Annotated in this window: 14 protein-coding genes and 6 tRNA genes; 5 read left to right on the forward strand and 15 right to left on the reverse strand. The window is 63.8% G+C overall.

The window, feature by feature from the left end; translation table 11 throughout:
• Window positions 1–125: 125 nt before the first annotated feature.
• Window positions 126–3611, reverse strand: coding sequence for a chromosome segregation protein SMC (gene smc / locus NRG74_RS08035; RefSeq protein WP_257706248.1), 3486 nt, complete (start codon window positions 3609–3611; stop codon window positions 126–128).
• 168 nt (window positions 3612–3779) lie between these two features.
• Between smc and NRG74_RS08040 the strand changes: the two genes are divergently transcribed.
• On the forward strand, window positions 3780–4775 hold the full coding sequence (locus tag NRG74_RS08040) for a sulfate ABC transporter substrate-binding protein (protein WP_257706249.1): 996 nt from the start codon (window positions 3780–3782) through the stop codon (window positions 4773–4775).
• Between the two features lie 91 nt (window positions 4776–4866).
• On the opposite strand, the gene NRG74_RS08045 is transcribed toward NRG74_RS08040, so the two are convergent.
• The 6 genes from NRG74_RS08045 to NRG74_RS08070 form a co-directional block, all read right to left on the reverse strand.
• A tRNA-Gly gene (locus tag NRG74_RS08045) sits at window positions 4867–4942 on the reverse strand.
• A gap of 4 nt (window positions 4943–4946) precedes the next feature.
• Window positions 4947–5022: transfer RNA gene (locus tag NRG74_RS08050), tRNA-Glu, on the reverse strand.
• A 64-nt stretch (window positions 5023–5086) separates the two neighbouring features.
• Window positions 5087–5162, reverse strand: a tRNA-Gly gene (locus NRG74_RS08055).
• 4 nt (window positions 5163–5166) lie between these two features.
• Window positions 5167–5242, reverse strand: a tRNA-Glu gene (locus NRG74_RS08060).
• 63 nt (window positions 5243–5305) lie between these two features.
• Window positions 5306–5381 (reverse strand) — tRNA-Gly (locus tag NRG74_RS08065).
• A gap of 6 nt (window positions 5382–5387) precedes the next feature.
• Window positions 5388–5463 (reverse strand) — tRNA-Glu (locus NRG74_RS08070).
• Between the two features lie 171 nt (window positions 5464–5634).
• On the opposite strand from NRG74_RS08070, the gene NRG74_RS08075 reads away from it, so the two are divergent.
• Entirely contained in the window at window positions 5635–6402 is a 768-nt protein-coding gene (locus tag NRG74_RS08075; RefSeq protein WP_257706250.1) for a hypothetical protein, read from the forward strand.
• A 25-nt stretch (window positions 6403–6427) separates the two neighbouring features.
• Here NRG74_RS08075 and NRG74_RS08080 read toward each other — a convergent pair whose 3' ends face one another.
• The 4 genes from NRG74_RS08080 to msrB all read right to left on the reverse strand — a co-directional run bounded on the left by NRG74_RS08080 (window position 6428) and on the right by msrB (window position 8792).
• Window positions 6428–6916 carry a GAF domain-containing protein gene (locus NRG74_RS08080; RefSeq protein WP_184290825.1) on the reverse strand — a complete coding sequence of 163 codons (489 nt, stop codon included), beginning with the start codon at window positions 6914–6916 and terminating at the stop codon, window positions 6428–6430.
• Window positions 6913–7800: an ATP-binding protein gene (locus NRG74_RS08085; protein WP_257706251.1), complete on the reverse strand. Its 888-nt coding sequence runs from the start codon at window positions 7798–7800 to the stop codon at window positions 6913–6915. Before NRG74_RS08085 ends, NRG74_RS08080 begins: the two co-directional genes overlap by 4 nt.
• A 108-nt stretch (window positions 7801–7908) precedes the next feature.
• A complete protein-coding gene (locus NRG74_RS08090; RefSeq protein ID WP_257706252.1) occupies window positions 7909–8394 on the reverse strand; it encodes a glutathione peroxidase in 486 nt (161 codons plus the stop codon).
• On the reverse strand, window positions 8391–8792 hold the full coding sequence (gene msrB, locus NRG74_RS08095; protein WP_184290831.1) for a peptide-methionine (R)-S-oxide reductase MsrB: 402 nt from the start codon (window positions 8790–8792) through the stop codon (window positions 8391–8393). Before msrB ends, NRG74_RS08090 begins: the two co-directional genes overlap by 4 nt.
• A 156-nt stretch (window positions 8793–8948) precedes the next feature.
• Here msrB and NRG74_RS08100 point away from each other — a divergent pair, with 156 nt between their 5' ends.
• Window positions 8949–10160 (forward strand): pyridoxal phosphate-dependent aminotransferase, encoded by a 1212-nt coding sequence (locus NRG74_RS08100; protein ID WP_173148232.1) that lies wholly within the window; start codon window positions 8949–8951, stop codon window positions 10158–10160.
• Between the two features lie 193 nt (window positions 10161–10353).
• Window positions 10354–11232, forward strand: coding sequence for a protease HtpX (gene htpX, locus NRG74_RS08105; protein ID WP_017642582.1), 879 nt, complete (start codon window positions 10354–10356; stop codon window positions 11230–11232).
• A gap of 39 nt (window positions 11233–11271) precedes the next feature.
• Here htpX and NRG74_RS08110 read toward each other — a convergent pair whose 3' ends face one another.
• Both NRG74_RS08110 and NRG74_RS08115 read right to left on the reverse strand, forming a co-directional pair.
• Window positions 11272–12447, reverse strand: a complete 1176-nt coding sequence (locus NRG74_RS08110; RefSeq protein WP_257706253.1) for a vWA domain-containing protein — start codon at window positions 12445–12447, stop codon at window positions 11272–11274.
• A gap of 8 nt (window positions 12448–12455) precedes the next feature.
• Complete coding sequence (locus tag NRG74_RS08115; protein WP_257706572.1) at window positions 12456–13289, reverse strand: AAA family ATPase; 834 nt, start codon at window positions 13287–13289, stop codon at window positions 12456–12458.
• A 111-nt stretch (window positions 13290–13400) separates the two neighbouring features.
• Between NRG74_RS08115 and cysK the strand changes: the two genes are divergently transcribed.
• The gene (cysK, locus tag NRG74_RS08120) at window positions 13401–14375 is read left to right on the forward strand and encodes a cysteine synthase A (RefSeq protein ID WP_257706254.1); all 975 of its coding nucleotides are present in this window, start codon (window positions 13401–13403) and stop codon (window positions 14373–14375) included.
• Between the two features lie 103 nt (window positions 14376–14478).
• On the opposite strand, the gene NRG74_RS08125 is transcribed toward cysK, so the two are convergent.
• Window positions 14479–16335, reverse strand: coding sequence for a SurA N-terminal domain-containing protein (locus tag NRG74_RS08125; protein ID WP_257706255.1), 1857 nt, complete (start codon window positions 16333–16335; stop codon window positions 14479–14481).
• A 174-nt stretch (window positions 16336–16509) separates the two neighbouring features.
• Window positions 16510–18906 carry an endopeptidase La gene (gene lon / locus NRG74_RS08130; RefSeq protein WP_064308841.1) on the reverse strand — a complete coding sequence of 799 codons (2397 nt, stop codon included), beginning with the start codon at window positions 18904–18906 and terminating at the stop codon, window positions 16510–16512.
• Window positions 18907–18962: the final 56 nt, after the last annotated feature.

The following is an 18962-nucleotide window of genomic DNA, read 5'->3' on the forward strand; positions in this document are numbered from 1 at the left end:
CAAAACCTCCGAAACCTACGCCAAGTCAGTGTTCTTCTTAGCTTTTTCCACTTACCGCTAGCGCGGCCATAAGCTAGCACGACTGTTGCCAACTTTACACCGCCAAGCCGCGAGGCTGTGGGGCATTAGGCATCGACCATGGCCACGGCCTCTTCCACATCCACCGCCACCAGCCGCGAACAGCCCGGTTCATGCATGGTCACACCCAGCAACTGATCGGCCATCTCCATGGCGATCTTGTTGTGCGTGATGTAAATGAACTGCACCTTCTCCGACATGCTCTTGACCAAGCGGGCATAACGGCCGACGTTGGCGTCATCCAGGGGTGCGTCCACTTCATCGAGCATGCAGAACGGCGCCGGATTCAACTGGAAGATGGCAAATACCAGAGCCAGAGCCGTCAGCGCCTTTTCACCGCCCGACAACAAATGGATGGTGCTGTTCTTCTTGCCCGGCGGACGCGCCATGATCGCAACCCCGGTATCGAGTAGATCTTCCCCGGTAAGTTCCAGGTAGGCACTGCCGCCACCGAAAACTTTTGGGAACAAGGCCTGCAGGCCGTGATTGATCTGGTCGAAGGTATCCTTGAAGCGATTGCGGGTTTCCCGGTCGATCTTGCGGATGACGCTTTCCAGGGTCTCCAACGCTTCCACCAGATCGGCGTTCTGGGCGTCCAGATAGGTCTTGCGCTCGGCCTGCTGCTGATATTCGTCGATGGCCGCCAGGTTGATCGGTCCAAGCCGGCCGATCCGCGCCGCGACGGCTTCCAGCTGCCCCTCCCAGGCTGCCTCGCTGGCCTCCGCCGGCAGGGTCGCGATCACCGTCGGCAGGTCATAGCCATCGGCCGCCAACTGCTCGGCGAAGCCGCTGCGCCGGGTCGCCAAGCCCTGCCATTCCAGGCGATGCTGCTCCAACTGGCCGCGCAGCAGCGTCGCCTGCTGTTCCGCCTGCAACCGCCGCCGCTCGAAATCGCGCAACTCCCGATCGGCATCCTCCAGCGCCAGGCGCGCCGTCCGCATTTCTTCGTCGACCTGCAGGCGCCGCTCCAGCAACTCCTCCAGGCGCAGCCGCACCTCGTCGAGGGGCTCGCCGCCCTCTTCCAGGTTGAGCGAGAGCTGCTCGCAGCGCTCGCCGAGGCGCGCGGTCTGCAATTCCAGTCGTTCCAGGGCCTGGAGGGTCGACTGGCGCTGGGCTCTCAGGGTGGTCAGCCGCACCGTCAACTGATGCAGTTGTTCCTGGGCCTGGCGCTGACGCTGCCGCGCCGAATCCACCGCCTGGCGGTGCCGGTCGCGCTGCTCCTGCAGCTGCGCGCGCTGCTCGGTATCCACCGCCATGGCATCGAGGGCGTCTTGCAGCCGCAACCGGCATTCGCCCAACTCTTCCTGCTCACGCGCCAGTTGTTGCTCGACGTCCTGGAGATCGGCCTCCAGTTGCTGCCGACGGATGCTCAGCTGCTCGGCCCGTGCCTGCTGGGCAGAGAGCTGGGCACGGGATTCGGCCAGCCGCTGCTGCTCCTGCTGCTGGCGCCGCCGCGCCTCTTCACGCTCGCCTTCCAGCCGCTGCTGGGCCGCGCGACGATCCTCCAGTCGCTCCTCCTGAAGGGCGAGCGCTTCGCTCAGCTCCAGGCGTCGCGCCTGCAGCTCCTCCAGTTCGCGGCCGCGCGCCAGGACACTGCCCTCGGCGGCCTGGGCCCGCCGCACACGTAGGAAATGCCGGGAGAGCCAGTAGCCTTCCGGGGTGATGAGACTTTGCCCGGGGGCGAGGGCCGCCCTTCGTGCCAAGGCTTCGTCGTAGCTCTGGGCAATCAGCACCTGCCCCAGCCAGGGCGACAGGTCGCGCGGCGCCTGCACCTGCTCCAACAGACTGCCGGCGGCGACCGGCAGCGACCCGGGCAGCGCCAGATTCAAGGCACCGCTGGCGAAGGTAGCGAGACGCAGAGGCGCCAGGTCATCCAGGCAGACCGCCTGCAGGTCGCTGCCGAGGACGGTCTCCACCGCCAGCTCCCAACCGGGGGTGACCTGGACATCGTCCGCCAGCTGTGGCGCCTGAGTGAGACCCTCGGCCTCGAGCCACTGGGCCGCGCCGGTATCGGGTGCCAGGGCCGCCTGCTGCAGGGCCTCCAGCGAGGCGATGCGGCCTTCGAAGCGCTGCAATTCGCCCTGGCGCTGACTCTGCTCGCCTGCCAACCCCAACAGTTCTTCGCGTAGTCGCTGCAGGCCTTCGGCGACCTGCAATTCCTGTTCGGCCAAACCCTCCAGCAGCAACTCGTCCTCGGCGATCTGCTCTTCCAGCATGACCAGACGCTCGGAAGGCCCGTCCTCGCCCAGCAGAGTGCGTTCATCACGCAGCCGGCGCTGCCGGTCCATGCCGCGCTCCAGGCTCTGCTCCAGCGAGCGGATCCGCGCCTGCTGCACATCGGCCTCCCGTTGCGGCTCGACACTCGCCGCGCTGAGCGCTTCCCAGCGTTGCTGCCAGTCCGCCAGGGCCAGCTCCGCCTCTTCCAACGCGGCACCGCCCTCCTCGCCCAGCTCCCGGGCCGCCTCTTCCTCGGGTTCGAGCATCGCCAGCTCTTCCTCGAAGGTGGCGAGCAGCACCCGGTCGTGCTCCAAATGGGATTCGGCTTCGCTACGGGCCTGTTCGGCTTCGCGCAGATCGTCCTGCAACTGGCGCTGGCGCTGCTGACCGTGTTGGATGGTCTGCTCCAGGCGGGCGATGTCACCACCCAGGGAGTAGAAGCGGCCCTGCACCAAATTGAAGGCCTCGCTCAATTCATGATGGCCATCGCGCAGTCTTTCGATGCCGGCGTCCGCCTGGCGCTGTTCGGCGGTCAGGGCTTCGAGGGCCGTCTCCTGGTCGCGGATCACCTTTTCGCGCTGCTCGACGCGGCTATCCAACTCGCGCCAGCGCACCGCCTGCAACTGCGCCTTGAGTTGCCGCTCCTCCTGCTTGAAGGCCTGGAAGCGCTCGGCCGACTGCGCCTGGCGATGCAGTCGTTCCAGCTGCCGCTCCAGCTCCTCGCGCAGATCGGTGAGGCGGGCGAGATTCTCCTGGGTGCGGCGAATGCGATTCTCGGTCTCGCGCCGCCGCTCCTTGTACTTGGAGATGCCCGCGGCCTCCTCGATGTAGTGCCGCAGATCCTCCGGGCGCGCCTCGATCAACTTGGAGATCATCCCCTGCTCGATGATCGAATAGCTGCGCGGCCCCAGGCCGGTGCCGAGGAAGATATCGGTGATATCCCGCCGGCGGCACTTGGTGCCGTTGAGGAAATAGGTGTTCTGGCCCTCGCGGGTCACCCGGCGGCGGATGGATATCTCCGCGTAGCTCGCGTATTCGCCCACCAGGGTGTGGTCGGAGTTGTCGAAGATCAGCTCGATGGAGGCCTGGGATACCGGCTTGCGACTGTTGGAGCCATTGAAGATGACGTCCGTCATCGACTCGCCACGCAGATTCTTGGCCGAGCTCTCGCCCATCACCCAGCGTACGGCGTCGATGATGTTCGACTTGCCGCAACCGTTGGGACCGACCACCGCTGCCATGTTGCTCGGGAAATTCACCGTCGTCGGATCGACGAAGGATTTGAATCCCGCCAGCTTGATCGACCTCAACCGCATATCAGGAGCCCTTGTTCACCGCGCCGTGCCCAACCGCAGGCGAAAGGGCGAAAGTCTACCATTGGCGGCCACGACTGCCGTTGCTGAGCATGAGCTTATTTCCAGCCGTTCTGCACGCCGCCGGGGCGACAGGCTATAGTCCTGCACCCCCAATCGCAGGATGCCCCCATGAAGATCCTTCGCTTCACCCTGCTCGCCGCCGCCCTGGCGGCCAGCGCCCAGGCCCTCGCCGCGCCGCCGCTGCTCAACGTCTCCTACGACGTCATGCGTGACTTCTACAAGGACTACAACCCGGCCTTCCAGGCACACTGGAAAGCCGAGCACGGCGACACCCCGGTGATCCAGATGTCCCATGGCGGCTCCAGCAAGCAGGCGCGCGCGGTCATCGACGGCCTGCAGGCCGACGTCATCACCATGAACCAGGCCACCGACATCCAGGCCCTGGCCGATCGCGGCCTGGTGCCCAAGGACTGGGAAACCCGCCTGCCCGATCGCAGCGCGCCCTTCACCTCGGCCACGGTGCTCATCGTGCGCCAGGGCAATCCCAAGGGCATCCATGACTGGTCCGATCTGCTCAAGGACGGCGTCCAGGTGATAGTGCCCAATCCCAAGACCTCCGGAAACGGTCGCTACACCTACCTCTCCGCCTGGACCTACGCCCTGCGCCAACCGGGTGGTGACGAGCAGAAGGCCCGCGGCTTCGTCGCCGAGCTGTTCAAGCACGTGCCCATCCTGGATACCGGCGGTCGCGCCGCCACCACCACCTTCATGAAGAACCAGCAGGGCGATGTCCTGGTGACCTTCGAGAACGAAGCCGAGATGATCGCCCGGGAATTCGGCCGGGGCGGCTTCGAGGTGGTCTACCCGAGCATCTCGGTGCAGGCCGAGCCACCGGTGAGCGTGGTCGACAGCGTCGTCGACAAGAAGGGCACCCGCGCCGAGGCCGAGGAATACCTCAAGTACCTCTGGTCCGACGAAGGCCAGAAGATCGCTGCGGATAACTTCCTGCGTCCACGCAACGCCCAGGTCCTGGCGCAGTACGCCGATCGCTTTCCCAAGCTGGAACTGATCGATGTGCAGAAGGAATTCGGCCCCTGGAGCGGCATCCAGAAGACCCATTTCGCCGATGGCGGCGTCTTCGACCAGATCTATACGCCTCAATAGGACGCTCGCGCCCGGCCTGGTGCCGGGCCTCTGACCGGCATAAAAGCCGCGCACACAAAAACACCGCCCTGAGGCGGTGTCTTTGTTTATTTGGAGCGGGAAACGAGACTCGAACTCGCGACCCCGACCTTGGCAAGGTCGTGCTCTACCAACTGAGCTATTCCCGCAATGTGGCGTCCTCTAGGGGACTCGAACCCCTGTTACCGCCGTGAAAGGGCGGTGTCCTAGGCCACTAGACGAAGGGGACGAAACCTCTTTCTGCAAGGCCTTTCACCTTGCATCCCACTGTCATGAAACCGTGAGATTGTGTTTGGAGCGGGAAACGAGACTCGAACTCGCGACCCCGACCTTGGCAAGGTCGTGCTCTACCAACTGAGCTATTCCCGCAATGTGGCGTCCCCTAGGGGACTCGAACCCCTGTTACCGCCGTGAAAGGGCGGTGTCCTAGGCCACTAGACGAAGGGGACGAAACCTCTTTCCGCAAGGCCTTTCACCCTGCATCCGCCCGCCAAAGGCAACCGGACTGTATTTGGAGCGGGAAACGAGACTCGAACTCGCGACCCCGACCTTGGCAAGGTCGTGCTCTACCAACTGAGCTATTCCCGCAATTTTTGGCGTCCCCTAGGGGACTCGAACCCCTGTTACCGCCGTGAAAGGGCGGTGTCCTAGGCCACTAGACGAAGGGGACCAGGTAGAATCCCTGAGGACTCTGGCCTACCACTCGGCTGACGCTTGCCGCCGTTGGGAGTGCGCGCATTCTAGGGAGCCTTACCCTGGGCGTCAATAGCTGATTAAATACTTTTCAAATCAACGACTTCGCTCGCACGACAAACGGCGGGCAAGCACCATGGAGAAGGTCATGTCCTCAACGATGATTGCAGCGGTAGTGGGGCTTGGCATCCTCTTGTTGATCATGATCGCCTTCGTCAACCAGAAGCTCGAAGCGGGCCGCCTGGAAAAGCAGCGCCTGGTCGCCGACCTCACCGACCGCATCAAGCGCTGCGCTCAGCTGGCCGGCAGTCTGCCCGGCCAGCTGATGACCCCGGCGCTCAAGCAGCTGTTCCACCGTATCGAACTCGGCCTGATCGCCCGCCTTGCCGCCCTGCAAGCCCCTTCCGCCGGCCTTACCGCACGCAAGACCGAACTGGAAGAAGCCCTGGCCAAGGGCGATGACATCGAACTCACCAATGCCGCCAGGCCAGTGCATACCGAGGCGCGGGTCAAGGAAGTTCGTGGCTATATGGAGATGCTGCACGCACTCGTCGCCCATGCCAATCAGATCGGCATTTTGGACGGCCAGGAAGCCCAGCGCTGGGTGGGCGAGATGCGCTACCTGCTCACAGCCACCTATGTGGAGTTCTTTCGCTACCAGGCCGAACAGCAGATCAAGAGCGAACACTATATCCAGGCACGCCAGTCGTACGAACGGGCGATCATGCAGATCCGCAAGCAACAGCAACCCGAGCGCTATACCGAGTTGCTGGCCTATCTGGAAGAGCAGATTGCCCAGGTGAAACGCCAACAGAGCGAACTGGTCGAGCAGGCCAGCAGCAGCGCCAACGAGTTGTCGGATAGCGTGGACACGCTCAAGGACGACAGCTGGCGCAAGAAGAACGACTACGAGTGAGGGCTTCCCTGCCCTCCCCCGCCGATCAGCAATCGGTCGCGGCCAGAAAGGCCTCTACCATGGCTTCGATACCCGCCTGATCCGCCGCGCTGAAGCGCGCCGGATGCGGGCTGTCCAGATCCAGCACGCCGATCAGGCGACCGTCCTGCACCAGCGGCACCACCAGTTCGCTGCGCGAGGCCGCGTCACAGGCGATATGCCCGGGAAAGGCGTGGACATCCTCGACGCGTTGGGTGCGGCGCTCCCGGGCGGCCGCGCCGCACACGCCCTTGTTGAAGGGAATGCGCATGCAGGCCACCTTGCCCTGGAAGGGACCGAGCAGCAGCTGGTCTTCACCCTCGACGAAATAGAAGCCGGCCCAGTTCAGGTCCGGCACTTCCTGATAGATGAAGGCCGACAACTGGGCGGCATTGGCCACCAGGTTGCGCTCACCGACCAGCAGGGCTTCCACCTGGGCGGCCAGCATGGCGTAGCCCTCGAGTCCTGCCCCTACGCCCGTCAGTTCTACGGTCATGTGTTCTCCAACAGTTTGAGCCCGACCCATTGCCGGGCGAATTGATAGGCACAACGGCCATTGCGGTTGCCGCGACCGGACGCCCAGCGGATGGCTTCGCGATCCGCCTCTTCGGACCACTCCAGCTGCAGGCCGGACTTGCCGGCCAGGGTCGTGCACCAGTGGCGCACCACGGCTAGATAGTGATCCTGGGTAAAGGGGTAGAAGGACAGCCACAGCCCGAAACGATCCGACAGGGCGATCTTGTCCTCGGCCGCTTCGCTGGGGTGCAGCTCGCCGTCGACGTGCTCCCAGTTGGCGTTGTCGCTCTGCCGCTCCGCCACCAGATGACGGCGGTTGGAGGTGGCGTAGAGGACCACGTTGTCCGGCGCCTGCTCCAGGGAGCCATCCAGCACGCTCTTGAGCACCCGGTAATCGTCGCTGCCGGAATCGAAGGACAGGTCATCGCAGAACACCACGAAACGCTGTGGCTGGCCGGCGAGCTGTTCCACGGCGCGGGGCAGATCGGCCAGGTCGTCGCGCTCGATTTCGATCAGGCGCAGGCCCTGCCCGGCATACTCCGCCAACAGCGCCCGGATCAGCGACGACTTGCCGGTGCCACGCGCGCCCCACAGCAGACTGTGGTTGGCCGGCAGCCCGGCCACGAACTGGCGGGTGTTACGGGCGAGCTGGTCACGCTGCCGATCGATACCCAGCAGGTCGGCCAGGCGCAATTCCAGATTGACGTCGAGCGGTTGCAGATAGCCGCCATGGCCTTCCCGGCGCCAGCGCGCCGCATAGCAGTGCTGCCAGTCCAGCGGCTCGCGACGATGGGGCAACAGGGGTTCGAGGCGCTCCAGCACCTGCCGTGCGTGGAGCAGAAAGTCTTCTAGGGAGGCATTCACAGGGATGATCCTTGACGACGAAAAAAAGAACAGCGGACCAGCCGCCTTCCAAGCCGCGCATTATCGTATGACTTTTGCCCTCCAGACAAAGTCCGGAGGGCTACCACGCTAGGACGCCAGCGCCTGGCGGACATGCTTTTCCAGCTGGGACGGACGGGTGATGGGCGCGAAGCGCTGGACGCGCCCTTGGGCCGGCGTGACGAGGAACTTGGTGAAGTTCCAGCGGATGGCGCTTCCCAACAAGCCCGGCGCCGCCTGCTTGAGCGCCACGAACAGCGGATGGGCGCCGTCGCCATTGACGTCGAGCTTGGCCATCACCGGAAAGCTGACATTGAAGCGGGTCAGACAAAAGGTCTGGATCTCGGCATTGCTACCTGGCTCCTGACCACCGAACTGATTGCAGGGAAAGACGATCACCCGCAGTCCCTCGGCCAGATAACGCTGCTGCAGCGCTTCGAGGCCGTCGTACTGACGGGTGAAGCCGCAACGACTGGCGGTATTGACCACCAGGTAGGCCCGCGCCGGCCAATCGGCCAGACAGGCCCGCTGGCCATCGGCGGTCTCGAACGGCACGCTGAGAAGGTCCCTGATCACGCGGAGGCCCTGGGTTGCAACTGTAGCGCCACCGAATTGATGCAATAGCGCAGACCGGTCGGCGGTGGACCGTCGGGGAAGACATGCCCCAGGTGGGCGTCGCAGCGGGCGCAGAGCACCTCTACGCGCTGCATGCCGTGGCTGAAATCTTCCTTTTCCCGTACCGCCTCGGCATCGATGGGCGCGTAATAGCTGGGCCAGCCGCAGCCGGAGTCGAACTTGGTGCTGGAGTCGAACAGTGCCAGTTCGCAGCAGGCGCAGTGATAGACGCCGGGCGTCTTGGTGTTGCAGTAAGCACCGGTATAGGGTCTTTCGGTGGCGGCCAGGCGACAGACGCGAAACTGATCGTCGGTCAGGCGCTCACGCCAGTCTTCCGGGCTACGCTGTACTTTTTCCATGATGACCTCTCTGGATGCCGGCGCATCTTTTGTAACAGGCGATGCAGCCGTATGATTCCCGCTCAGTCTGGCATCCACCCGCGGATGCTGCCAAGCGCCGGTCGGCGTCCGTCCCCGCCGAGTCTTACTCGCCCCTTTTCCAGGATTCATTTCCCCATGCAGGTCTCCAAGTCGAACAAGCTCGCCAATGTCTGCTACGACATCCGCGGCCCGGTCCTCAAGCATGCCAAGCGCCTCGAAGAGGAAGGCCATCGCATCCTGAAGCTCAACATCGGCAATCCGGCGCCCTTCGGCTTCGAGGCGCCCGAGGAGATCCTGCAGGACGTCATCCGCAATCTGCCGACCGCCCAGGGCTACAGCGACTCCAAGGGCCTGTTCAGCGCGCGCAAGGCGGTGATGCAGTACTGCCAGCAGAAGCGCATCGAGGGTGTCGGCATCGAGGACATCTACCTGGGCAACGGTGTCTCCGAGCTGATCGTCATGGCCATGCAGGCCTTGCTCAACAACAACGACGAGGTGCTGATCCCGGCTCCCGACTATCCACTGTGGACCGCCGCGGTCAGCCTGGCCGGCGGCAAGCCGGTGCACTATCTGTGCGACGAGCAGGCCGGCTGGTTCCCCGACCTGGCCGACATGGAAGCCAAGATCACCAGCAATACCAAGGCGCTGGTGCTGATCAACCCGAACAATCCCACCGGCGCGGTCTATTCCAAGGAGGTACTGGAAGGCATCGTCGAACTGGCGCGGCGGCACAACCTGGTGCTGTTCTCCGACGAGATCTACGACAAGATCCTTTACGACGAAGCCCAGCACATCTCCACCGCCTCCCTGGCGCCGGACGTCCTGTGCCTGACCTTCAACGGCCTGTCCAAGTCCTATCGCGTCGCCGGTTTCCGTTCGGGCTGGCTGATCGTGTCGGGCCCCAAGCACCGCGCCCACAGCTATATCGAAGGCCTCGACATCCTGGCCAACATGCGCCTGTGCGCCAACGTGCCGGCCCAGCACGCGATCCAGACCGCTCTCGGCGGCTACCAGAGCATCAATGACCTGGTGCTGCCGCACGGACGCCTGCTGGAGCAGCGTAATCGCACCTGGGAACTGCTCAATGACATCCCCGGCGTCAGCTGCGTGAAGCCGATGGGCGCGCTCTATGCCTTCCCGCGGATCGATCCCAAGGTCTGCCCCATCCACAACGACGAGAAATTCGTTCTCGACCTGCTGCTCTCGGAAAAGCTGCTGGTGGTCCAGGGCACTGCCTTCAACTGGCCCTGGCCCGACCACTTCCGGGTCGTCACCCTGCCCCGCGTCGATGATCTGGAACAGGCCATCGGCCGCATCGGCAACTTCCTTGGTAGCTACGCCCAGTAGCGGCAAAGCATTTCCGGGTCTTTCATCGGTTGACGCGCCTCGCGGCGTCAACCGGCGCAGGCACTCGCGCGACAGCCGCCAGCAGTTTCGCCAGCCCCCAGACGACACAGTTTGCAATAGTGGAAACATTGAATGGATCGGGGCCGAACCTTATATAGCCGGCAGATAAACCTGTGAGGAGCTATACCCCACCATGATGCGCATTCTGTTGTTTCTGGCTACCAACCTGGCGGTGCTGATCGTTGCCAGCATCACCTTGAAGGTGCTTGGCGTGGATCGCTACACCGGTCAGAACTATGGCAGTCTGCTGGTGTTCTGTGCCGTGTTCGGCTTTGCCGGCTCGCTGATCTCGCTGTTCATCTCCAAGTGGATGGCGAAGATGAGCACCCGTACCGAGGTCATCAGCCAACCGCGTACCCGCCATGAGCAGTGGCTGCTGCAGACCGTCGAGGAATTGGCCCGCGAAGCCGGCATCAAGACCCCCGAGGTCGGTATCTTCCCGGCCTACGAAGCCAACGCCTTCGCCACCGGCTGGAACCGTAACGACGCCCTCGTCGCGGTGAGCCAGGGCCTGCTGGAGCGCTTCTCGCCCGACGAGGTGCGCGCGGTGCTGGCCCACGAGATCGGTCACGTCGCCAACGGCGACATGGTGACCCTGGCGCTGATCCAGGGCGTGGTGAACACCTTCGTGATGTTCTTCGCGCGGATCTTCGGCAACTTCGTCGACAAGGCCATCTTCAAGAATGAGGAAGGCCACGGCATCGCCTATTTCGTGACCACCATCATTGCCGAACTGGTCCTGGGTATCCTGGCCAGCATCATCGTCATGTGGTTCTCGCGCAAACGCGAATTCCGCGCCGACGAAGCCGGTGCCCGCCTGGCTGGCCCCAACGCCATGATCGGCGCCCTGCAGCGCCTGCGTGCCGAGCAAGGTATCCCGGTGCAGATGCCCGACACCCTGAACGCCTTCGGCATCAACGGCTCGCTGAAGAACGGTCTGGCCGGTCTGCTGATGAGCCACCCGCCGCTGGAAGACCGCATCGAGGCCCTGCGCCGCTACGGTCAGCGCTAAGCGCGAGCAATGAAAAAACCCGGCTTCGGCCGGGTTTTTTCATGGGCGGGTCAAGGATCGGATGGCATCGCCCAGCCCCTCGCCGGTCAAGGGAAACATCCGCTGGGCAATGAGTTCGCGCAGCAACTGGATCGAGGTGCTGCTGGCCCAGCCGTCCTGCGGATAGGGATTGAGCCAGACCGCCCGTGGGAAGTGCTGGCAGAGTCTCTGTATCCACAGGGCACCGGGCTCTTCGTTCCAGTGCTCGACGCTGCCACCTGGATGGGTGATCTCGTAGGGCCCCATACTGGCGTCGCCGACGATCACCAGGCGGTAGTCCGCTCCATAGCGGCGCAGCAGTTCGGCGGTCGCCAAGCCTTCCTCATACCGACGAGCATTATTGCGCCAGACCCGCTCGTAGACGCAGTTGTGGAAGTAGTAGTACTCCAGGTGGCGGAACTCCAGGCGACAGGCGCTGAACAACTCGCTGCACAGGCGCACATGCAGATCCATGGAGCCGCCGACATCCAGCAGCAGGAGCACCTTGGTGGCGTTATGGCGTTCAGGGCGATAGCGCACGTCCAGCAACCCACCCTCCTGCGCCGTGGCGGCAACGGTCTCATCCAGGTCGAACTCCGCCGCCGCACCCTGGCGAGCGAAGCGCCGCAGCCGGCGCAGAGCCAATTGCAGATTGCGCCGATCCAGGGGCGCGCGATCGTCCAGATTGCGGTAGTCACGCTGCTCCCAGACCTTGGCCGCCCGCCCCTGGCGGGTACCGGCCTCGCCGACGCGCACACCGAAGGGATTGTAGCCACCGCTGCCGAAGGGACTGGTGCCACCCGTGCCGACCCATTTGTTGCCACCGGCGTGCCGCTCGCGCTGCTCGGCGAGGCGCTGCCGCAGGGTTTCGAGCAGTTCGTCGAGGCCGCCCAGGGCCTGGAGTCGCTGGCGGTCCTCGTCCGACAGCAAGCGCTGGAACTCCAGCCGCAACCAGTTCGCGGGAATCGCCTTGGGCTCCGCCAGACGTTCGGACCTGGCCAGCTCGCCGGCATAGACCTGATCGAAGCGGTCGAAGAAGCGCTCGTCCTTGACCAGCACGGCCCGGGCCAGCAGATAGAAGGCGTCTGGATCGGCCACTACCAGGCCCGCAGCCAGGGCGGCGTGCAGATCCAGCAGTTCGCCCAGGGACACCGGAATGCCGGCGGCCCTGAGTCGGGTGAAGAAGTCGAGGAACATGCCCGCCCTCAGCTCCGCCGGCGGCGCATGAAGGCCTGGCGTTCGAGCAACTGCAGATCCTGCTCGTTCTTCACCAGGGCGCCCGCCAGCGGTGGCAGGCCACCCTCGCCGTGCAGGGCCCGCTGCGCCGCCTCATCGCCCAGCAACAGGGCCAGCCAGTCCACCAGTTCCGAGGTGGACGGCTTCTTCTTCAACCCCGGCACGCTGCGCAGGTCGAGAAAGAGATCCAGGGCCTCCTTGATCAGGCGCGCCTGAAGGTCGGGGTAATGCACCTGGACGATACGCTCAAGGGTCTCCCGCTCCGGGAAGCGGATGAAATGAAAGAAGCAACGACGCAGGAAGGCGTCCGGTAGCTCCTTTTCGTTGTTGGAGGTGATGATGATCACCGGTCGTCGCTGGGCGCGGATGGTCTCGCCCGTCTCGTAGACATGGAATTCCATGCGATCGAGTTCCAGCAACAGGTCATTGGGAAACTCGATGTCGGCCTTGTCGATCTCGTCGATCAAGAGCACCACCGGATCCTCGGCGGTGAAGGCGTCCCACAGCTTGCCGGGCTTGATGTAGTTCGCCACCTCCTGCACCCGGGGATCCCCGAGCTGGGAATCGCGCAGGCGACTCACGGCATCGTATTCATAGAGGCCTTGCTGGGCCTTGGTGGTGGACTTGACGTGCCAGGTGATAAGACGTGCGCCCTGGCTCTCGGCCACCTGCTCGGCCAGCAGCGTCTTGCCGGTGCCCGGCTCGCCCTTCACCAGCAGCGGACGTCCCAGCTGAATGGCGGCATTGACCGCCAGACTGAGCTCGGCCGTGGCCACATAACGCTCGGTACCCTGAAAGGCCATCATCTATCCTCTGGCAGCTGTTTCGCCTGACGATAACACGCCGTGCCTGGGCTGGACGCCATCGTACGCAAGGCCTAGGCTGCGAGTTTTCCGCGCCGTACAGGATCCGCCATGAGCCGCATCTTCGCTGACAACGCCCAGTCCATCGGCAACACGCCACTGGTCTACATCAACCGCCTCGGCCCCAAGGGCGTCACCCTGCTCGCCAAGATCGAGGGGCGCAATCCGGGCTATTCGGTCAAATGCCGCATCGGTGCCAACCTGATCTGGGACGCCGAAGCCAAGGGCCTGCTCAAGCCTGGCATGAGTCTGGTGGAGCCGACCTCGGGCAACACCGGTATCGGCCTGGCCTATGTCGCCGCCGCCCGTGGTTATCGCCTGGTGCTGACCATGCCGGCCTCCATGAGCCTGGAGCGGCGCAAAGTGCTCAAGGCGCTGGGGGCGGAGCTGGTGCTGACCGAGCCGGCCAAGGGCATGAAGGGCGCCATCGAGAAGGCCCGGGAAATCGCCGAGAGCGAGCCCGATCGCTACTTCATGCCACAGCAATTCGACAACCCGGCCAATCCGGCCATCCACGAGAAGACCACCGGCCCGGAAATCTGGAACGACACCGATGGCGCCATCGACGTGCTGGTGGCCGGCGTCGGTACCGGCGGCACCCTGACCGGCATCTCGCGCTTCATCAAGAACACCAAGGGCAAGCCGATCCTTTCGGTCGCGGTGGAGCCGGAGGCCTCGCCGGTCATCAGCCAGACCCTCGCCGGTGCCGAGGTGAAACCCAGTCCGCACAAGATCCAGGGCATCGGCGCCGGCTTCGTACCCGGCAACCTGGACCTCTCCATGGTCGATCGCGTCGAGCAGGTCAGCGATGAACAGGCCAAGCTGATGGCCCAGCGCCTGATGCGTGAGGAAGGCATTCTCTGTGGCATTTCCTGCGGCGCCGCCATGGCCGCCGCGGTCCGGTTGGCCGAGACCCCGGAGATGCAGGGCAAGACCCTCGTGGTCATCCTGCCGGACTCCGGCGAGCGCTATCTGTCGACGATGCTCTTCGATGGCCTGTTCGACGAGCAGGAGCTGGTCCAGTAAGACCTCGAGGCAACTGCCCTCCTCCCTACCGGAGGCGCTCGACAGGCACGGACACCTTTGTCGCCACCCAAGAAAAAGCCCGGTTTCCCGGGCTTTTTTCGTATCAGAGATGCTTGATCTCGGCCTTGGCATCCAGGGCTCGACGGTAGGCCGCGAAATCGACCTGCCCGGCTCGCGAGGCCAGGTAGCGACGATACAACGCCTTGTCCTCGGCGCTCAGGGCTTCCTTGGGTACGCCTACCCCCTGCAGACGGATCAGGACGAAGTCCCCGTTCTGCAGGCTGATGCCGGCATAGGACGGCTTGTCGGCTTCCGGCTTGGCCATGCGGAATGCGGCCTGCAGCACCTGGGGATCGACGCCCTCCTGATTGCGCGTGGCGGCCTCGACGGTACGCCAGTCACCCGCAGCGGCCTTGCCGCCGGCACGCAACGTCTTGAGCTGCTCTTCGCCGGCCTGCTTGGCCACGGCTGCGGCCTTTTCCTGGGTCAGGCGGGTCACGATCTCTTTCTTGACCGCATCCAGGGGTTGCAGCTGCGGCGTGCGGTGCTCCTTGTCACGGATCACCACCAGGGTCTCCGGGTCGAGCTGCAGGGCGGTGCTGTTGGCACCGTTACGCAGGACGTCTTCGCTGAAGGCCGCCTCGATCACCTGGCGGTTGGCGGTCAACCCCTCGCCACCTTCGCGACCGAAAGGTGCGCTGGTCTTGACCTGCAGACCCAGCTCCTGGGCCGGCTGGCTCAGGTCGGAGGATTCGTAGGCGGAGCTTTCCAGCTTGCGGCCCGCTTCCACGAACAGGCGGTCGGCGTCTTCCGCCTTGAGCTGCTGTTCCAGACGCGGCCGGACACTGGCCAGGGTGGGCACTTCCGGCGCCTGGACGCCCTGCAGCTTGATCAGGTGCCAGCCAAAGCTGGTACGCACCGGTGCCGAGACCTGTTGCGGTGCCAGGGCGTACAGTGCCTCTTCAAAGGCCGGATCATAGACGCCACGACCGGCGAAGCCGAGGTCACCGCCATTGGCCGCCGAACCCGGATCCTGGGAGAACTCCTTGGCCAGCTTGGCGAAATCTTCACCCTTGTTCAGGCGCTCCTGGATCTGCTGGATCTTGGCCTTGGCCTGCTCATCGTTCTGCTTGTCGTTGACCTCGATGAGGATGTGAGCGGCGTCGCGCTGCTCCGACAGATTGGCGATCTCGGACTTGTAGGCGGCCTGCAGGCGGCTTTCGTCGACCTTGGCCTTGGCCAGGAAAGCGGCCTTCTTCAGCTCGACGTACTCGATGACTACCTGCTCAGGCGTCATGAAGGCGTTCTTGTGGCTGTCGTAGTAGGCCTGGATCTCGTCCTGGGTCGGCGTGATGCCAGCCGGCGAGGCCTTGACGGTACGCATGGCGAAATCGCGGGTCTGACGCTCGAGCGCGGCGAAGGCCTCGATATCGGCATCGGTGACGAAATTGCTGCCGACGATACCGGCACGCAGCTGACCGATCAGCATTTCGTCACGCAGCAGATCGCGGAATTGCAGGCGGTTGTAGTTCATCTGGCGAACGGCCTGATCGAAGCGCTGGGGATCGAAACGCCCTTCGGTCTGGAATTCGGGGGTATTGAGGATCAACTGATCCAGTGCCTGCTCGGAGAAGGCGAAGCGATCGGCTTTGGCGCTCTGCAGCAGCAGTTGCTTGTCGATGAGTGCCTTGAGGGCGGATTCGCGCAGCAACCGGTCATCCAGGGTGGAAGGATCGAAGCCCTGCCCCAGTTGTTGCTGCAGCTGGCGACGCTGCATTTCCACGGCCTGGGCCAGCTCCGTCTGCTTGATCTCGTCGCCATTGACCAGGGCGACGGCACCCTGGTGACCCGTGGCGCGGATGATCGCTTCGAAGCCGGTCAGCGCCATCAGCAGGATGATGAATCCGATGATGACTTTGGCAATCCATCCCTGCGAACGGTCCCTGATGTTTTGTAGCATGTTCCCCCCACGAGCTGTGGCCAGACCGGCCATGGCGAAATCGTCGAATAGCAAATAGCGAAAAGGCGCATCTCGAGATGCGCCTTTTCGTCGATCAAGGACCTTGCATCCAGCAGGACGGCGGAACACCAGCAACCTTGGCTGGCGCCCCGCCCATCAAGCCCAAGGGCGCCGTCAGTGCGTACTGACGCGCTCCTTGCCTTCCTGATCCCGCTTCTCGTCCTTGCTGACGAGCTCCGGACCATCGTCCGGAAGCGGCTCCGGCGTATATTGCAGCGCAACCTCCAAGACCTCGTCAATCCATTTGACTGGCTTGATCTGCAAGTCGGCCTTGATGTTGTCCGGAATGTCCCGCAGATCCCGGACGTTTTCCTCGGGAATGATCACGGTACGGATGCCGCCGCGGTGGGCCGCAAGCAGCTTTTCCTTGAGCCCACCGATGGCCAGCACCTGACCACGCAGGGTGATCTCGCCGGTCATGGCCACGTCGGCACGCACCGGGATACGGGTGGCGGCCGAGACCAGCGCCGTGCACATGCCGATACCGGCGCTCGGGCCGTCCTTGGGCGTGGCGCCTTCGGGCACGTGGATATGGATGTCGTGCTTCTCGTGGAAGTCCTTGGGAATGCCCAGGCTGCGACCACGACTGCGGACCACGGTCAGGGCCGCGGTGATGGACTCGGCCATCACATCGCCCAAGGAACCGGTCTTGATCATCTGGCCCTTGCCGGGGACGACCGCGGACTCGATGGTCAGCAGTTCGCCGCCAACCTGGGTCCAGGCGAGGCCGGTGACCTGACCAACCTGATCCTGCTGCTCGGCCAGGCCATAGCGGAATTTGCGAACGCCCAGCCAGTGCTCCAGGGTATCCACGGTGACGCTGGCCGTGCGCTCCTTGCTCAGGGCATGCTGTTTGACCACCTTGCGGCAGACCTTGGCCACCTGACGCTCCAGACTCCGTACGCCCGCTTCGCGGGTGTAGTAGCGGATGATGTCGCGCAGGGCGTCTTCGTCGAATTCCACCTCGCCCTTCTTCAGGCCATTGGCCTTGACCTGCTTGGGAATCAGGTAGCGGGTGGCGATGTTGACCTTTTCCGCCTCGGTGTAGCCGGGCAGGCGAATGACTTCCATACGGTCCAGCAAGGGCGCCGGAATGTTCATGGAGTTGGCGGTGCAGACGAACATCACGTCGGAGAGATCGTAGTCCACCTCCAGGTAATGGTCGTTGAAGGTGTGGTTCTGCTCCGGATCCAGGACCTCGAGCAAGGCGGAGGCGGGATCGCCACGCATGTCGTTGCCCATCTTGTCGATTTCGTCGAGCAGGAACAGCGGATTGCGCACCCCGACCTTGGTCATCTTCTGGATCAGACGACCCGGCATGGAACCGATGTAGGTGCGGCGGTGACCACGGATCTCGGCTTCGTCACGCACGCCGCCCAGGGCCATGCGCACGAACTTGCGACCGGTGGAACGGGCGATGGACTCGGCCAGGGAGGTCTTGCCCACGCCGGGCGGACCGACCAGGCACAGCACCGGCCCGCGCACCTTTTTCACACGCTTCTGCACGGCGAGGTATTCAAGAATGCGTTCCTTGACCTCTTCCAGACCGTAGTGGTCCTTGTCCAGGACTTCCTCGGCACGGCCCAGGTCCAGGCGGACCTTGCTTTCCGCCTGCCACGGTACGTTCACCAACCAGTCGATGTAGGAGCGCACCACGGTGGCTTCGGCCGACATCGGCGACATCTGCTTGAGCTTGTTCAGCTCGGCCGTAGCCTTGGCCAGGGCATCCTTAGGCAGACCGGCGGCTTCGATGCGACGCTTGAGGTCGTCGACCTCGTTGTGGCCTTCGTCGATGTCACCAAGTTCTTTCTGGATGGCCTTCATCTGTTCGTTGAGGTAGTACTCGCGCTGGCTGCGCTCCATCTGCTTCTTGACGCGACCACGGATGCGCTTTTCCACCTGCAGGAGGTCGATTTCCGCATCCAGCAGGGCCAACACGTGCTCGACGCGTGCGCCCAGCTCGGTGATCTCGAGAATTTCCTGCTTCTGTTCGATCTTCAGCGCCATATGGGCGGCCATGGTGTCGACCAGACGGCTGGGATCCTCGATGCTGTTGAGCGAGGACAGGACTTCGGCAGGGACCTTCTTGCCGAGCTGTACATATTGCTCGAACTGACTCATCAGGCTGCGCGAGAACACCTCGGATTCACGATCCGGGGCTTCGCTGTCTTCGATCAGGGTGACCAGCGCACGGGCATAGGCCTGGTTTTCGACGAAGGATTCGATACGGCCGCGCTGCTCGCCTTCGACCAGGACCTTGACGGTGCCGTCGGGCAGCTTGAGCAGCTGGAGAACGGTCGCGACCGTACCCATGTGATACATGTCGTCCGCGGCGGGATCGTCATCGCCGGGATTCTTCTGTGCGACCAGCAGGATCTGCTTGTCGCCAGCCATGGCGGCCTCGAGGGCCTCGACGGACTTTTCCCTTCCGACGAACAATGGGATGACCATGTGGGGATAGACCACTACGTCACGTAGGGGCAGCAGGGGAAGTTCTATCGTCGTAGTCATGGGGTACGGGTCTCGGCAAATAATCGGCCGCAGATGCGGTTAAGGCCTCGGTTTCC

It is taken from the genome of Pseudomonas oryzihabitans, from assembly GCF_024652905.1.
GTDB lineage: Bacteria > Pseudomonadota > Gammaproteobacteria > Pseudomonadales > Pseudomonadaceae > Chryseomonas > Chryseomonas benzopyrenica.

What these genes read in the sequence shown, in the direction of transcription:
- smc (WP_257706248.1), bottom strand. Translation starts at nt 3,611, where the DNA reads ATGCGGTTGAGGTCGATCAAGCTGGCGGGATTCAAATCCTTCGTCGAT.
- NRG74_RS08040 (WP_257706249.1), top strand. Translation starts at nt 3,780, where the DNA reads ATGAAGATCCTTCGCTTCACCCTGCTCGCCGCCGCCCTGGCGGCCAGC.
- NRG74_RS08075 (WP_257706250.1), top strand. Translation starts at nt 5,635, where the DNA reads ATGTCCTCAACGATGATTGCAGCGGTAGTGGGGCTTGGCATCCTCTTG.
- NRG74_RS08080 (WP_184290825.1), bottom strand. Translation starts at nt 6,916, where the DNA reads ATGACCGTAGAACTGACGGGCGTAGGGGCAGGACTCGAGGGCTACGCC.
- msrB (WP_184290831.1), bottom strand. Translation starts at nt 8,792, where the DNA reads ATGGAAAAAGTACAGCGTAGCCCGGAAGACTGGCGTGAGCGCCTGACC.
- NRG74_RS08100 (WP_173148232.1), top strand. Translation starts at nt 8,949, where the DNA reads ATGCAGGTCTCCAAGTCGAACAAGCTCGCCAATGTCTGCTACGACATC.
- htpX (WP_017642582.1), top strand. Translation starts at nt 10,354, where the DNA reads ATGATGCGCATTCTGTTGTTTCTGGCTACCAACCTGGCGGTGCTGATC.
- NRG74_RS08110 (WP_257706253.1), bottom strand. Translation starts at nt 12,447, where the DNA reads ATGTTCCTCGACTTCTTCACCCGACTCAGGGCCGCCGGCATTCCGGTG.
- NRG74_RS08115 (WP_257706572.1), bottom strand. Translation starts at nt 13,289, where the DNA reads ATGGCCTTTCAGGGTACCGAGCGTTATGTGGCCACGGCCGAGCTCAGT.
- cysK (WP_257706254.1), top strand. Translation starts at nt 13,401, where the DNA reads ATGAGCCGCATCTTCGCTGACAACGCCCAGTCCATCGGCAACACGCCA.
- NRG74_RS08125 (WP_257706255.1), bottom strand. Translation starts at nt 16,335, where the DNA reads ATGCTACAAAACATCAGGGACCGTTCGCAGGGATGGATTGCCAAAGTC.
- lon (WP_064308841.1), bottom strand. Translation starts at nt 18,906, where the DNA reads ATGACTACGACGATAGAACTTCCCCTGCTGCCCCTACGTGACGTAGTG.